This is a genomic window from Thermophagus xiamenensis (assembly GCF_900112795.1).
GTDB classification, from domain to species: Bacteria; Bacteroidota; Bacteroidia; order Bacteroidales; family Marinilabiliaceae; genus Thermophagus; species Thermophagus xiamenensis.
The window spans coordinates 1-16,845 of sequence record NZ_FONA01000010.1 but is presented as its reverse complement, the minus strand read 5'-3'; the positions used below and the strand labels follow the sequence as shown (position 1 = coordinate 16,845).

At 37.5% G+C, this 16,845-nt stretch carries 13 protein-coding genes; 9 read left to right on the top strand and 4 right to left on the bottom strand.

All coding sequences use genetic code 11. From position 1 onward, the window contains the following. Positions 1-160: 160 nt before the first annotated feature. The gene (locus BM130_RS07420; protein WP_010527145.1) at positions 161-355 is read right to left on the bottom strand and encodes a hypothetical protein; all 195 of its coding nucleotides are present in this window, start codon (positions 353-355) and stop codon (positions 161-163) included. Positions 356-443: 88 nt separating this feature from the next. Then, entirely contained in the window at positions 444-923 is a 480-nt protein-coding gene (locus tag BM130_RS07415; protein ID WP_010527144.1) for a hypothetical protein, read from the bottom strand. Between the two features lie 415 nt (positions 924-1,338). Between BM130_RS07415 and BM130_RS07410 the strand changes: the two genes are divergently transcribed. The 7 genes from BM130_RS07410 to BM130_RS07380 all read left to right on the top strand — a co-directional run bounded on the left by BM130_RS07410 (position 1,339) and on the right by BM130_RS07380 (position 10,324). After that, positions 1,339-2,001, top strand: coding sequence for a TorF family putative porin (locus BM130_RS07410; protein WP_029626545.1), 663 nt, complete (start codon positions 1,339-1,341; stop codon positions 1,999-2,001). Positions 2,002-2,056: 55 nt separating this feature from the next. Then, on the top strand, positions 2,057-2,413 hold the full coding sequence (locus BM130_RS07405; protein ID WP_010527142.1) for a P-II family nitrogen regulator: 357 nt from the start codon (positions 2,057-2,059) through the stop codon (positions 2,411-2,413). 43 nt (positions 2,414-2,456) lie between these two features. Next, the gene (locus tag BM130_RS07400) at positions 2,457-3,692 is read left to right on the top strand and encodes an ammonium transporter (protein ID WP_010527141.1); all 1,236 of its coding nucleotides are present in this window, start codon (positions 2,457-2,459) and stop codon (positions 3,690-3,692) included. A 516-nt stretch (positions 3,693-4,208) separates the two neighbouring features. Next, a complete protein-coding gene (locus BM130_RS07395) occupies positions 4,209-5,414 on the top strand; it encodes a C1 family peptidase (protein WP_010527140.1) in 1,206 nt (401 codons plus the stop codon). An 854-nt stretch (positions 5,415-6,268) separates the two neighbouring features. After that, positions 6,269-7,318 (top strand): aldose epimerase family protein, encoded by a 1,050-nt coding sequence (locus BM130_RS07390; protein WP_010527139.1) that lies wholly within the window; start codon positions 6,269-6,271, stop codon positions 7,316-7,318. Positions 7,319-7,324: 6 nt separating this feature from the next. Further along, the gene (locus BM130_RS07385) at positions 7,325-9,232 is read left to right on the top strand and encodes an AMP-dependent synthetase/ligase (protein ID WP_010527138.1); all 1,908 of its coding nucleotides are present in this window, start codon (positions 7,325-7,327) and stop codon (positions 9,230-9,232) included. A 243-nt stretch (positions 9,233-9,475) separates the two neighbouring features. Continuing rightward, entirely contained in the window at positions 9,476-10,324 is an 849-nt protein-coding gene (locus tag BM130_RS07380; RefSeq protein ID WP_029626544.1) for a hypothetical protein, read from the top strand. Positions 10,325-10,565: 241 nt separating this feature from the next. Here BM130_RS07380 and uvrB read toward each other — a convergent pair whose 3' ends face one another. After that, a complete protein-coding gene (gene uvrB / locus BM130_RS07375) occupies positions 10,566-12,593 on the bottom strand; it encodes an excinuclease ABC subunit UvrB (RefSeq protein ID WP_010527136.1) in 2,028 nt (675 codons plus the stop codon). A 10-nt stretch (positions 12,594-12,603) separates the two neighbouring features. Further along, entirely contained in the window at positions 12,604-13,395 is a 792-nt protein-coding gene (gene dapF / locus BM130_RS07370; RefSeq protein WP_010527135.1) for a diaminopimelate epimerase, read from the bottom strand. Positions 13,396-13,793: 398 nt separating this feature from the next. Here dapF and BM130_RS07365 point away from each other — a divergent pair, with 398 nt between their 5' ends. After that, positions 13,794-15,263, top strand: coding sequence for a Do family serine endopeptidase (locus BM130_RS07365; RefSeq protein ID WP_010527134.1), 1,470 nt, complete (start codon positions 13,794-13,796; stop codon positions 15,261-15,263). A 75-nt stretch (positions 15,264-15,338) separates the two neighbouring features. Beyond that, positions 15,339-16,199 (top strand): sigma-70 family RNA polymerase sigma factor, encoded by an 861-nt coding sequence (locus BM130_RS07360; RefSeq protein WP_010527133.1) that lies wholly within the window; start codon positions 15,339-15,341, stop codon positions 16,197-16,199. Positions 16,200-16,845: the final 646 nt, after the last annotated feature.

Below are 16,845 nucleotides of genomic sequence, written 5' to 3'. Positions count from 1 at the left end.
ACAACGGAGCACACCTAATAATAGCTCATGCTCGTTTAAATAAAATAGACCTATAGATGTGAGAGACTTGTTTGAACATAACACACAAGTCTCTCACTTACATTTTCCAAAGAAGAACAACTAAATTTGATCAAAAAAGCTTGACGAAAATAAATATCCTTTAGAATTCGTCATCTTCCAAATCTTCATCCAAATCTTCTTCAATAAAATCATCATCCAAATCTTCCTGATAATCCAAGTCGAGGTCATCATCATCCCATTCATAATCATCGTCATCCTCAAAGACATCCTCGTCGAATTCGGGATCATCATACCTAAAAGCCACTGGATCAACCTTTAAAATGCTCTTTTCCATAATCTTAGTCTCTAATAAAATTACGGAGTAAAAATATATAAAGGTTTAATATTTCAAACATCAAAAGCTAAAATATTCCGTTAATTTTTTAATCTTCTTTATCCGGCCAAATAAATTCTTCTTCCTCTTCATCCCAAAATGGACCCCACTGTATTTCGGTAAGTATTCCATTATCAAACCACAGGTTTAAACTAACATCTAAAACAGTGGCAATTTGCTGGCTACTCTCCTCATTGTCAGTCAAATCTTCCAAATAGACATCACCAAGGCCCATTAATTCAATTTGTTCCAAAACTTCCTGTTGGCTTAGTCCAATTAAGTCAATTCCTTCAAAAGAATAACTATCGGAACTAACAGCTAAAGAAGTCAATTTCCAATCTTCCAATTTATCGAAGGAAGCAGAAAGCTCAACATCATCGTAATGCCAGGCTTCGGACACATCATCCGGTAATTGTTCATTTTCTATTGTTTGAACCTCATCGGGCTCACCCATAATCGATTTAAATTCATCGCGACTCATGCCAAAATATAAATTGTCGAGGCCTTTACCCAATTCAATTTTCTTCATTATTTCAGTTTTAATTAAAAATATGTTTTTACCAAATGTAATAATTTATATAAATCCATTCTACTTTTTTTCAACTTTTTCCGAGATAATTCAATTTTCAAATTAAACTTCAAAAAACGACCATCAAAAATTATATAAATTAAAATCACACCCTATTATTTACCCAGGACAGATTTTCTATTTTTCATCTTTTCACCAATTCAACCCTATCTAAACAGGGGTATAATCCTTAATTTTTACTAATTAATCAAATTAACCCCTCAAAAATTAGGTTTCAAATTCAAAAATTACATATATTTGCACCATACCCCCAAAATAACAAGGGTACATTATCAAAATTTAGACAATTTACAAGAATTACCCCCACCAAAAATGGGGCAATATTTAAATTACCAAACATTTTAAACTAACCATTATGAGAAAAAGAAACATGTTAAAAATTGGAATGGTTATCATGACACTATTCCTGCTTAGCCCGAAAAGCACGGCTCAAGTCGAATTGAACGTAGGTGCCGATTTAATGAGTCGTTATGTATGGAGAGGTACTGACTTTGGTGGATCTCCAAGTATTCAACCTTACCTGGAGATGTCAGCCGGCAATTTCGTTTTAGGCGCCTGGGGTGCATATACCACCAACCTACCGGGTGCTCAGGAAGCCGACTTGTACGCCGGTTATTCTTTCGGTGATGTATTCGGCATAACATTAACAGACTATTACTTTCCTTCTGACGACACTCTATCTGTAAAATATTTTGACTTTGATGAAAACCACTCATTAGAAATCAGTGGAACACTAACAATAGATAAATTCAGTCTTCTTGTTGGAAAGTTTTTTGCGGGTGCCGACGATAAGTCGCTATACCTGGAAGCCGGTTATGATTTTGGAATAGGCAATGTATTTGTGGGGGCCGGCGATGAAGTCTACACCACCGACGGTGACTTTGGCATAGTAAACATAGGTATTGGAACCTCGAAAGATATCAAATTTACCGACTATTTCACATTGCCATTATCGGGGTCAATCATTCTGAATCCGGAAAGTGAAAGTCTATTCCTGGTAGTTGGGGTTTCGTTCTAAAAGGACCTAATCAAAAATTACAAAAAGGCTGTCATTAACAAAAAATAAAACACATATGAAGAAAATTGAAGCCATAATAAGGAAAACAAAATTTGACGATGTCAAAGAAGCACTAAGTAAAGTAGGCATCGACTTCTTTTCATATTGGGAAGTACGCGGCATAGGGAAATCACGTGAAGAACGTGCCTTTAGGGGAATTGTGTACGACACCAGCTCAATAGAGCGCATCAAAATGTCAATAGTAGTAAGAGACAAAAACCTGCAAAGTACCATTAATGCTATTCTGGAATCTGCCAAAACCGGCGAGATAGGTGACGGGAAAATATTCGTTGTAGATATTGAAGAATCCTACCGCATAAGAACCGGCGAAACCGGAGATGAATCATTGTACATTAAGGGAGAGGAAGATTAAATCAGAGGGAATAAAACAGGTTTAACAAAAAAAAGAAAGAATTATGGAAGAAATTACTAAAAACATATCAGAATTATCAGTCTCATTAGATATTTTATGGGTATTAATAGCAGCAACGCTGGTAATGTTTATGCAGCCGGGATTTGCGATGGTAGAGGCTGGATTCACCAGGGCAAAAAATACAGCGAACATATTAATGAAAAACTTCCTGGATTTCTCAGTGGGTTCGCTTATTTTCTGGATAGTAGGCTTTAGCATAATGTTTGGCACAGACTTAGGCGGATTTATAGGGATGCCGGATTTGTTTTTTTCCGGCAGTTATGGAAATGATGTTGATTACGCCATGCTTATATTTCAAACAGTATTTGCAGCCACAGCGGCGACTATTGTTTCGGGAGCAATTGCAGAACGTACCGAATTTTCAGCCTATATAATTGCCAGTTTCTTTATTACAGCAATTATTTATCCCATTTCGGGTCACTGGGTCTGGGGCGGTGGCTGGTTAAGTGAATTAGGATTTCACGATTTTGCCGGCTCAACTGTAGTTCACTCAGTTGGTGCATGGTTAGGTTTAGTGGGAACAGCCATTATTGGTCCCCGTCTAGGAAAATACAACGGCAAGCGAAAAGCTATTCCCGGCCACAATTTAACTATTGGAGCATTGGGTGTATTTATCCTGTGGTTTGGATGGTTTGGTTTCAACCCCGGCTCACAACTAGCCGCCAGTGGTTTGGAAAACATTTCTGCAGTAGCATCTATTTTTGTCACAACAAACCTATCAGCTGCAGCTGGTACCGTTACTGCCATGGTTATATCCTGGATTCGGTATAAACGTCCTTCGTTAGGCTTGTCTCTAAACGGTGCATTAGCCGGTTTGGTTGCCATTACTGCCGGATGTGATATTGTAACGCCAGGTGGGGCCGTCATTATAGGCATCGTTGCAGGTTTTGTTTTAATCTTTGGTGTAGAATTACTCGATGCATTAAAAATTGATGACCCTGTAGGTGCAGTTTCAGTTCACGGATTTAGTGGTGCCGTAGGTACATTAATGGTAGGTTTGTTAGCTACAGATGGTGGACTTTTCTACGGAGGAGGTGCATCTCTGCTAGGCGTTCAGGCTCTTGGTGTTGTTGCTGTCGCTGCCTGGTCATTAGCGTTAGGTTTTATTCTTTTCAAAACACTGAAAGCTACGGTAGGCTTAAGAGTCCCCAAGCGCGTTGAAGAGGAAGGACTCGATGTTTATGAACATGGTGAAACAGCTTATGACAACATATCATAAACCTATGCAAAAGTTCATAACACATTAGGGAAATCCCCAATTCATTTTTCCATAATTAATTAAAACCGTAAAAAACAAGACAACCCTTTTTATGGAGAACACTATCACTAAATTGCCATAACGATGGCAAGTCTGGTTCTATTATCCAGTTCTGTTAATTGTCCTGTTTTTAAAGGTCTGCTCCTCGTGACAGACCTTTTTTTTTAATTAAGAAAAATAAATTTCCCGCAGAGGCATTTTACCTTTTCAAAAGGTTTCAATAGAAGTCAATCACCAGGCAAAAACAAGTATTTAAATCACCAAAATTAAATTCTTCTTTCCCAACTTAAAAGAGACTAAAGAAATATTCCTTAACAACGTGCAAGGAAACAAGAAAAAAAAACGCTTTTTTTATGCACAACTGAAGAAAATTTTCCTCTCTAATGAAGATTATCATTTTTTAACCCCACACAAATTCGCTATTTTAGTTTCTTTGCAGCATTATCATTAATGACAAACTAAAACATTTAAGTTATTATGAGAAGGTTATCAGTAATTTTTATTTCATTATTTCTATTCGGTGGATATTTAAATAGTATTGCGCAAGAAGAAAAAGCCACGCAATCGGAAGGATATCAATTTGAGACTATAATTGATTTGCCAACAACAAGTGTTAAAGACCAGCATCGTAGTGGTACCTGTTGGAGTTTCTCAGGAGTGTCGTTTTTAGAATCCGAGATGATGCGGATAGGGAAAGAACCTGTTGACTTATCCGAAATGTTTATCGTTCGCCATTGCTATGCAGAAAAAGCACAAAAATTTGTTAGACTTCACGGCCATTTAAATTTCGGTGCCGGCGGAGCCTTTCACGATGTATTGTTTGTTTTGAAAAATTTCGGTGCTGTACCAGAAGAAGTATACAGCGGCCTTAAATATGGTACCGAAAAGCATGTACATGGAGAGATGGATGAAGTTTTAAAAGACTATGTTGAAGGTGTGATAAAAAACAGAAACAAAGAATTAAGTACGGCATGGTTAGATGGTTATGAAGGGATATTAGATGCCTATTTGGGCGAACTGCCTGAGTCATTTGAATATAAAGGGCAAGAATATACTCCCGTTTCGTTTGCCAAAGAAGTTGTTGGTCTCAACCCGGATGACTATATTCAGGTATCGTCGTTTACCCATCACCCATATTATAAACCATTCATTATAGAAGTTCCCGATAATTGGTTGTGGGGCGAAGTTTATAACGTACAACTAGAAGAATTAATAGAGATAATAAACCATTCATTAGAAAAAGGTTATACCGTAGCCTGGGCTAGCGATGTTAGCGAAAAAGGATTTTCATACAAAAACGGCCTGGCAATAGTACCGGAAGAAGATCCTGAAGAATTGAGTGATACGGAACGATCCCGGTGGGAAAAACTTCCTGAAGCCGAAAGAATCAAACAAATTTATTCATTCCAAGCCCCGGTTCCGGAAAAAGAAGTAACCCCTGAATTACGACAAAAAGGATTTGATAACTACCAAACCACGGATGATCATGGTATGCATATCGTTGGCATGGCTAAAGATCAGAATGGTACAATCTATTATAAAGTAAAAAATTCCTGGAACACCGACAATAAATATAAAGGGTACCTTTATGCTTCCGAAAATTTTGTCAGGCTCAAAACCATTTCAATCATGATCAATAAAGAAGCTTTACCTAAAAACATCAAAAAGAAGCTTAAATTATAAATCTTAATTATCAAAAAAGAACGGACAAGGAATCTATTCAGTTTTTAATAGAAGCAACCAGTAAATGAATTTTATTTGGACATTAAATCCCAAAACAATAAAAAAGTAATTTCACATTGTATAGACCTTAAGGAATCTTTTGTAACTAATATGTAACTTTTAAAGAAATATTTCGTTATAAAGGGCAATATTTTCTTCATAAAAGGGTTTAGGTTAAACAATTTATAAAGAAAGAGATAACATTTTCTACTGGAAATTCGGGAATATGCATTAAATTTATCTCTTTCTTTAAACCTTTGATAATATTACCTGTTTAAAAATATAGATTTTCATAATTTTGGGTTAGGGTTAAAGTTAGGAACGGGAGCTATCAATTGAGATAGTTCCCGTTTTTTTAGTTTCTTGTTAACCAGACAAATAAATTATAAAAGCAATTGCTATTATTAGTCATTATGCTAAAGTTAGATTATAAAAAATCACTAGTAGATGCATAAAAAGATACACTGCTCTGATTTTAAGTAAAAAAATAATTTTCCAGTAAGGCATTTAATATTTATGGATATTCCCATTTAAATTCCAAGATCATTCAAAATTTCCATGAGAGTTTTAAATTGATTATTTTCAAACACTAAAACTTAAAGTTAGGTTTATTCCCATTTGCAGGTTATTTTTGCAGTGCCTCGATTGTTTATTGGATTTTAACAATAAACAAATCGAGCAATTTTTAGTTATTTGTTCAATGATAAAAAAAGGATTGACCAGATGATAATTAGTTTCTAATAGTCCCTTAACCAACCATATACATTTATTGTGAAATTAATTATAAAACACAACCGAAAATAAATACTTATCCAATGAAAATTCAAGAAATCCACCTGCCCAACCACCAAAATAAAAACATAAAGTTATTTGAATTAAAAAATAATTCCGGAACAACAGTTCAAATAACGAATGTCGGCGCAACCATTACAAAAATTACCACTCAAGACAAAAACGGCCTTTTTTCAGACATTGTTCTGGGTTTTGATGATCCCGAAAATTATATTGAACCCAATTATCTAAATAACTGTGTTTTTTTGGGAGCCACAATAGGTCGGTTTGCCAATCGAATTGCCAATGGGAAATTCAATTTGGGCGGAAAAAGTTTTAAACTAAGAATCAATAACGGCAATAACCATTTGCACGGTGGCCCTACAGGGTATCATACCAAAATCTGGGAAGCGAAAATTATTAATGACCAGCAAAATGAAAAATTAGAAATGTCTTTGACAAGCCCAGACAATGATGAGGGCTACCCCGGAAATGTAAAGGCTAAAGTCACTTTCACCTTAACATCCGACAACGAATTGATAATAAATTATCAAGCTTTATCCGATTCTCCTACGCCAATTAATTTAACAAATCACAGCTATTTTAACTTAAGTGGAAAAGATAGAGACATTTTAGACCACGAAGTCATGATTTTTGCTGATTCATACACTCCAAAAGAAAACGACATTCCCACAGGGGAAATCATTCCTACTCAAGGCACACCTTTTGATTTTAAGGATTTTCATAAAGTAGGTGAACGTTTGGAACAACTCAACGATGACATCTACGACCATAATTTTGTCATAAATGGGAATGAAGGAGAATTGCGACGTGCAGCCATAGTCAGGGAGCCGGACTCGGGTCGAACCCTGGAAATTTATACCACCATGCCAGGGATGCAGTTTTATATTGGAAGTTTTCTTGATGGGACTTATAAAAACTCACAACGTTCATTTGACAAATTTTCAGGCATGTGTTTCGAGACTCAATATTACCCTGATTCACCCAATAAAAGTAATTTCCCCTCATGCATTTTTGGACCGGAAAGGCCCTACAACCATACAACAGTTTTTAAATTTGGAATAAACGAATAGCAAGGCATGATAAGTATTATCGATTATTTCGAAGATAAGGTAAAAAGATATCCCAACAATCCCCTACTTTGGGAGAAACAACAAGGAAAATATCAACCGACCACTTATCGAGCGGTTAATGAACAAGTAATTACTTTAGCCGCAGGGTTATTATATTTGGGTATCCAGAAAGGCGACAGAATAGCCTTATTGTCCGAAGGACGTAACGATTGGTTAATATCCGAATTGGCGATTCTCCGATGCGGAGCCATCAATGTGCCCCTATCCACCAAATTGGAAGCTGATCAGGATCTAATTTTCCGCCTGAACCATTCAGAAAGCCGCATGATAATGGTTTCAGGCTTTCAATTGCCCAAGATTAGACAGATCATTCAGGAAATACCTTTAATTGAAAAGATTATAGTTTTTGACGAGACTGATAGTCTGGAAGAAAAGGAAGTTTTACTTCAAGAAATATATCAAAGAGGGACACAATTTTTGGAAACCAATTCAAAATCCGTAGAGGACCGAAGGAAAGAGATTCACTACAATGATGTGGCCAATATTTCATATACCTCAGGGACCACCGCCCAGCCTAAGGGCATCATGCTTAGCCATAGAAATTATACCGCGAATGTAGAGCAGGCTTTCAGCTATATTGATATTCCCTCCCACTATCGTACGCTAGCGGTATTGCCGTGGGATCATGCATTTGCACATACGGCCGCCCTTTATGCATTTATGTACAGAGGTGCATCTATCGCATCGGTACAAGCTGGGAAAACACAATTGGAAACGTTGAAAAATTTTGCTCAAAACATTCGTGAAATTAAGCCGCATGTTTTAATGAGTGTCCCCGCCATAGCCAAAAACTTTAGAAAAAATATTGAAAAAGGTGTTATGGCCAAGGGCAAAGTAATTTACACACTGTTTCGGGTAGCCATGAAATATGCCGTTTGGTACAACGGAACCGGCAACAACAGAGGGAAAGGATTGAAAAAATTGACCTATCCACTTTATTATTTATTTGACAATTTAATATTTAAGACAATTAGAGCAAATTTTGGTGGCAATCTACAATTTTTCATAGGCGGAGGAGCCCTATTGGATATTGAATTACAAAAATTCTTTTATGCCATTGGTATTCCCATGTATCAAGGTTATGGATTAAGTGAAGCCTCCCCTATTATTTCCGCTAACACCCCGGCACATCATAAAATGGGTTCATCCGGTCGTACGGTCAACAACCTTGACATAAAAATATGCGATGAGTCAGGTAAAGCCTTACCCCCAGGCCAATCGGGCGAAATTGTCATTAAAGGCGAAAATGTAATGTTGGGATACTGGAAAAATGAAGAAGCAACGAAAGAAACCATAAAAAATGGATGGCTATACACCGGCGACCTTGGCTACCTGGATAAGGATGGTTACCTTTATGTATTGGGACGCTTCAAAAGCCTACTTATTAGCTCTGACGGGGAAAAATATAGCCCGGAAGGTATTGAAGAGGCCGTGATTGACCATTGCGAATTAATTGACCAATGTGTATTACATAACAATCAAAATCCTTACACTATTGGATTAATTGTTCCCAACGCAGAGAAAGTTGTTCAATATTTTAAATCATTAAGTAATCATTTAACCAAGGAACAAAAATTGGAGAAAACTTTATTGGCCATTCAAGAGGAACTATCCCAATTTAAAAAAGGAGGAAAACTAGAAAACCTTTTTCCTCAAAGATGGCTGCCAGCAGCATCTATTATACTTCCGGAACCATTTACAGAGGCCAATAAGATGATTAACAGCACTATGAAAGTTGTTAGACGAAAGGTAGAAGAATATTATAAGGCCGAAATAGATTATTTATACACTCCTCAAGGTCGAGAATTTGTTTCAGAAAAAAACAAGGAGAATTTAGCCAAATACCTTAATTAACAATATTGTTGAAACATAAATACATCAATAGATTAGTGCCAATGAAATAATAATTTCTACAATTTGTAAAAAAAAAGTACAAATTTGACACCATAATACCAAAATCAACGTATGCTATTTTTGTATTATCAAAGTTTTTATCATTTTTACAGTCTGGAAAAAAGCCCTAACCAAACATAACCAATTTAAATAGGTTTTATTGGTTTCATGAATGGGAATAAAACACCAAATATTATTGGTTTCATGAATATAGTGCGATTAGCAATAGCAGTAATTTGTATATTGATAATTTCATCCAGCATAAATACCTCTGCACAAAGAAAAAGAGGAGATTTTAGTTTGGGTGAAGGTCTAACCATAACTCCCAAAGTGGGTTATAATCTTTTTTTTGGAGACCTGGTTGACAAATCACGCGGAAGTATATCCCTGGGCGTAGTAGCAGACCGAGAAATGTCTAATTTTCTATCCCTCAGAACACAATTAATTGGAGGGACCATGCAGGGACAGCAAGTTTTTCAGACGTCAGGTCTTGTCTATGCCGAATTTGACAACTTTTATACCGAATTTACGGTAGGGGGTGCTTATAAACCGCTAAATCACCTTCTGGGATATTTTCGAGAAAGAAGATTCCAACCTTATGCCCACCTTAATGCGGGATTAGTATATTTTAGTGCAACTGAATATTGGGGTCCGGCCAGTCAGGGAACACCAGGCGAAGAATGGCGGTCAGCGTCAGGAGTTTCACCGGTCGTCACAATGGGAGGAGGTACTTCTGTATGGATTAGCCCTATAGTAAGTCTAAATTTTGAATTAACCGGCTCCCTGGCTTTTTCTGATCAATTAGATGTTCATGATGTTTGGTACCATACCTATGAAGATTGGGAAAACAAAGTAAACGCTCAAACCACCAATCCAAATGACTTTTATTATACTTTTACTGTAGGTGTTTCTTTCATGATTGACCAAAGCAAATTTTCGAACAGCTCCAGATATAATAGAAAGTCCTATATTAAAACTCGCCACTATTACAAAACAAAAAACAAACGGCGTTCTTTTAAAAGACCGGGGCAAAAGAAATTCTTGTTCTTTTAATTTATTTCTTTATTATGAACACCACAGAGGATAAACCCTCTGATGGTGTCGTTTTTTATGAGAACAGTCCAAGAAAGTTAAAATCAAATCTTATTTTTCAAGCTGCATTACCGAATATTTCACATTATACATTTATCTCCAGGTTAGTTAATCCCGTTAGACATAATTAAAAACACAAACAGAAATTACAAATAGCATTGCCAGAGAAAAGATAAGGATTTAAAGGACAAGAATTAAAAAATCATTTTTTCTTTTTCAATAGTTTTTCCAATCGAAACATCTCATCCCGGTATTGAGCAGCCTGAATAAAATCCAATTCTTTAGCAGCCTTTTGCATAGCCTTGCGCGTTTGTTCAATGGCCTTTTCCAATTTTTCAATACTCATGTATGACAATACAGGGTCAGCCGCAACATCAACATCCTGATCTTCAGGCCCGGAATAACCATACGATGCCTTTTTTTGAGAATCATTCTCTTTATCGGCAAAAGTGCTACCTCGTTTTTTAATAATAGCCGCAGGAGTTATTCCATGCTTCTCATTGTAAGCGAGCTGCTTTTCACGACGATAATTAGTAGCATCGATCGTCGACTGCATAGAACGCGTTATGGTATCGGCATACATAATCACCAAACCATTTAAATTCCTGGCTGCTCTCCCCGCCGTTTGCGTCAACGAACGTGTAGACCGCAAAAAGCCCTCTTTATCGGCATCCAAAATAGCGACCAGAGATACTTCCGGCAAATCCAAACCTTCTCTTAATAGATTGACCCCTACCAGTACATCTATAACGCCATTTCTCAAATCCTCCATAATACGTACACGATCCAGTGTATCAACATCGGAGTGAATATATTGGCATTTAATATCCAGCCGTTGAAGATATTTGGTTAATTCTTCAGCCATCCTTTTTGTAAGGGTAGTTACCAAAACTCGCTCATTGACCCGGATGCGTTGTTGAATTTCCTCCAATAAATCATCAATCTGATTCAAAGTAGGTCTTACTTCAATTTTGGGATCCAGAAGTCCGGTAGGACGAATTACTTGTTCAACAATAACTCCCTCACTTTTCTCAATTTCATAATCTGCAGGCGTAGCACTTACAAAAATGGCTTGATGAATCATTTTTTCAAACTCCTCGAACCGTAAGGGTCTGTTATCTAATGCTGCAGGTAATCGAAAACCATATTCTACCAGGTTCTGTTTTCTACTATAATCGCCACCATACATGGCTCGAATTTGCGGTATCGTAACATGACTTTCATCCACAACAATAAGAAAATCGGAAGGGAAATAATCGAGCAGGCAAAAAGGTCGGGTCCCCTCTGCCCTGCCATCAAAATACCTGCTGTAATTTTCAATTCCCGGACAATACCCCAGTTCCCTAATCATTTCCAGGTCATAATTAACCCTTTCTTCCAGACGCTTAGCCTCAACATGCTTTCCGGCATCTTTAAAAAACGCCACCTGCTTAACCAAATCATCCTGAATCGCTTTAATGGCATTATTAATTCTTTCCTTGGTAGTAACAAAAATATTAGCGGGATAAATCAATATCTGGTCGACAGACGAAAGAGTCTGATTGTTTACGGGGTCAAAGGTTTCAATGGTTTCAATTTCATCACCCCAAAAGATGACACGACATGCATGGTCGGCATAAGCCAAAAATACCTCAACCGTATCCCCTTTAACTCTGAAATTGCCACGATTAAACTCAACTTCATTCCGTGAATAAAGGGCATCAACCAAATGACGCAAAAATTTATTCCGCCCTATTGACTGTCCTGTTTTTAGAGAAATAACATTTGCGTGAAAATCTTCAGGGTTACCAATACCATACAAGCAAGAGACAGATGAAACCACAATAACATCGCGACGCCCAGACAACAATGCCGACGTGGCACTCAGCCTCAACTTTTCAATTTCATCATTAATGGATAAATCTTTTTCAATATATGTATCGGTTACAGGAATATATGCTTCGGGTTGATAGTAATCGTAATAAGAAACAAAATATTCTACCGCATTGTTGGGGAAAAAATTTTTAAACTCCCCATATAACTGTGCGGCCAAGGTCTTATTATGGCTCAGCACCAAGGTTGGTTTTTGTACCCGTTTGATGACATTGGCAATTGTAAATGTTTTTCCTGATCCTGTTACCCCCAAGAGAGTCTGGAACGGAACATTGTTTTTAATGCCATTAACCAATTGTTCAATGGCTTCAGGTTGGTCACCGGTAGGTTTAAATTCCGATTCTATTTTAAATTCCATAGCTATCCCTTTAACCCCATGTGCCCTCGAATACATATTTGGCAGGACCAATCAGCCATATGTTTTCAAAGCCTCCGTCCCGGCGAGATTCAAAATGAACTTTCAATTCTCCTCCTGGCACTTTCATTAAAAAATGATTTCCGCACTTGTTATTGCTCACAAACGTTGCAATAGCCGAAGCCACTGCTCCTGTACCACAAGACCAAGTTTCATCTTCTACGCCCCGTTCATATGTTCTCATGACCACTTTCCCATCCTGTGGTTGACCCACAAAATTAACATTGGTACCTGCAGGGGCAAACCGCTCATGATTTCGCCAATATCGTCCTTCCTTAACAACATCTATTACTGAAGGATCATCTACCATTCTGACAAAGTGTGGAGAACCGGTATCCAAGAACCACCCATCCATTTCTTTTTTTATTCCGCTAACATCTGTCATTTTCAGTTTCACTTCATTTTCTTCATCAACAAATGCTTCGTGAATGCCATCAACAGCAAAAAAACGAAAATACTCACCTCGGGGGGCAATACCCAAATCAGCCGCAAAAGCGGCGATGCATCGCCCACCGTTGCCACACATCGATGACTCTTTGCCATCGCTATTGTAATACCGCATAAAAAAAAGGGCTTTATCCGATTCTTCGAGCAGCATTAAACCATCAGCACCTACACCAAACCTTCGATGACAGATAGATTCAACCAACTGAACGTCTGAACTTTTAAAAGATTTATCTCTGTTATCTATCAATACAAAATCATTTCCGGTACCATGATATTTATAAAAGTGAATTTTCTTCATTGTTATAATTTAAAGTGGTCGATTTTTATAAAATTTCAAAGTTAATAAAGTTGAACTAAAACTGATACTAGCTTCAAAACTATAAAATTGCCACCCAAATTAAAAAATTATATATCAATATTTCAACCTATTGATTCCCTAAAGATTGGCACAATAAATGTTAAGTCTTCCACAAGAACATTCTTATTGGCAATAAAAACGCAGTACTAAAGATAATTTGATTGCTTAAAATAAATTATATTCTTAAATTATTAGAAATATATTCAACCCCCTGACAACCAAACAACATAAAATATGAATTAAAAAAAGTTAACGAAATCAATAATAACAAGAAAGGCATATCATTTGATGAGAGCAACACATGAATTCATCAATTGTAAACAAAAAAATATACAAACATGAATACGAAAAAGATATTCACACTCTTTTCAGTGTCAGTGTTGAGTGCTTTTGTAGCTGTTGTAGCCTATTCTTATATTGTAAAACCAGAACCAACTGTAGTGGAAGTTCCCCGTGCGGTTTACCCGGCGGCACAATATATGTCGATACCTGCCTCATCTTCGCAAAAGGGGCAGTTACCAGATTTGACGGTCGCTGCCGAAAAGTCTGTTCATTCGGTAGTACACGTAAAGACTGTTTCCACTCAAACGACCAATTATTCAGGAAATCCACTTTATGATTTCTTTTTTGGCCCTGGCATACCCATGCCCAAACAACAACCAGTTATGGGCTCGGGGTCAGGCGTAATTATTACCTCCGACGGTTATATCGTCACCAACAACCATGTAATAGAAGATGCAACCAATATCGAGGTTACCTTAAATGACAATCGCACCTTTAAAGCGACTTTGGTAGGTACGGACCCTGCTACGGATATAGCCCTTCTAAAAATTGACGCCAAGGATTTGCCCTATCTGGAATATGGAAACTCAGATGCTCTAAAAATTGGTGAGTGGGTATTGGCAGTAGGAAATCCTTTTAACCTCACCTCAACCGTCACCGCAGGGATTGTAAGTGCCAAGTCAAGAAACATTAACATTATTCGTCAGGGACAGGGGAAATTGGGTATAGAATCGTTTATACAGACCGATGCGGCAGTGAATCCGGGGAACAGTGGCGGTGCGTTGGTAAACACTTCAGGCCAGCTGGTTGGTATAAACACAGCCATTGCATCACAAACGGGCTCATATACCGGTTACTCATTTGCGGTTCCCGTAAGCATTGTAAAAAAAGTAGTAGCCGATTTAATGGAATATGGTCAGGTACAACGGGCTGTTCTGGGGGTTAGTATCCGTGATGTAGATAGTGAGTTGAATGAGGAATTGAATCTTGGGACAACCCAAGGTGCTTATGTTGTAGAAGTGGTTAGTGGCAGTGGTGCTGAAGAAGCTGGCATAAAAGAGGGCGATGTCATCATTCAGGTAGAGAATGAAGCAGTAACAAAGGTTTCTGAGCTTCAGGAAAAGATTAGCAGACACCGTCCGGGGGATAAAGTTAATGTAACCGTTATCAGAAATGGCAAAAAGAAAGATTTTATTGTCACTTTACGAAACATTTACGGCTCTACAGACGTTGTAAAAGCAGACAAACCATTTAACTTATTAGGTGCTTCGTTTGAAGAAGTTCCCAGAAAAGAAAAAATGCGTCTAGGAATATCTCATGGTATTAAGGTTACAAAGGTTATGCCTGGTAAATTCCGCGAGGTAGGAATTAAGGAAGGCTATATAATTACAAAAGCCAACCGTGTTCCAATAAATAGCATTGAAGACTTTAGAAAAGTAGTTGAAATGGTTGAAGATGGATTGTTCCTGTCAGGAATATATCCGAATGGACAGGTGGCTTATTATGCCATAAATTTGGACTATTAATAATTCGAAAGGCCGATTAATCTTGTAATAGTGCAATAAATATTGTAATTTTGCGGCGAAATTTTTGGAGGGTTTATGAGACAATTAAAAATTACAAAATCAATCACCAATCGCGAAAGCGCGTCTTTGGACAAGTATCTTCAGGAAATTGGACGTGAAGACCTAATTTCCGTAGAAGAAGAAGTGGAGTTGGCCCAGCGGATAAAAAAGGGTGACCAGGTAGCCCTGGAAAAATTAACGCGAGCCAATCTCCGGTTTGTAGTGTCTGTGGCCAAACAATACCAAAACCAAGGACTCAGCCTTCCTGACCTAATCAATGAGGGGAATCTCGGTCTCATTAAAGCTGCTGAAAAATTTGATGAGACCCGAGGATTTAAGTTTATTTCTTATGCGGTATGGTGGATTCGTCAATCAATTCTTCAGGCTTTGGCCGAACAATCAAGAATTGTCCGGTTACCTTTGAACCAGGTAGGTTCACTTAACAAAATTAACAAAGCGTATTCAAAATTTGAACAGGAACATGAAAGAAAGCCTTCGCCTGAAGAGTTAGCTGAAGAGCTGGATTTACCGGCAGAAAAAGTGGCAGATACCTTACGCGTATCTGGTCGGCACATCTCTGTGGATGCGCCTTTCGTTGAAGGTGAAGACAATAGTTTGCTGGATGTATTGGTGAACAACGATTCACCCAATGCAGATAAAACGCTGATAAATGAATCTTTATCGCGTGAAATTGAAAGAGCCTTGGCAACCTTGACAGAAAGAGAAAGCGATATTATCAAACTCTTTTTTGGTATTGGATGCCAAGAAATGACCCTGGAAGAAATAGGTGAACGATTTGGTCTAACACGTGAACGCGTACGTCAAATCAAAGAAAAAGCTATCAGAAGATTAAGGCATACGTCCAGAAGTAAATTATTAAAATCTTATCTCGGATAAGAATATGAATTTAACTAATAAAAAGACCTGTTCATTTCTTGGACAGGTCTTTTTATTTCCGGTTATTTTTCGTACAAAACTTGAATTTATAAACTCACAGCACTGATTTAATTAAAAGGAAACTCCAAAGAAGTATTCTCTAATGAAAAGCTTTACTTTTTAGTCCTTTCGATTAAACATTATACCGTAATTGGCAATACGTTATAACCCGGGGATAAATTTTTACACACTATTGGGATAACCTTTACACACTGTTGGGATAACCTTTACATACCATTGGGATAACCTTTACACACCGTCGGGATAACTTTTACATACCGTTGGGATAACCTTTACATACCATTGGGATAACCTTTACACACCGTTGGGATAACCTTTACACACCGTTGGGATAACCTTTACACACCGTTGGGATAACCTTTACACACCGTTGGGATAACCTTTACATACCATTGGGATAACCTTTACATACCGTTGGGATAACCTTTACACACCGTTGGGATAACCTTTACATACCATTGGGATAACCTTTACATACCGTCGGGATAACTGATACTGTTTAAAAAAGTGTGTCTGAAAAGGAATAAAAAAGGTCTTCTCAGGTTAGTTTTACAAACGAAAAACCAAAATGTATAACTAAAAAAAG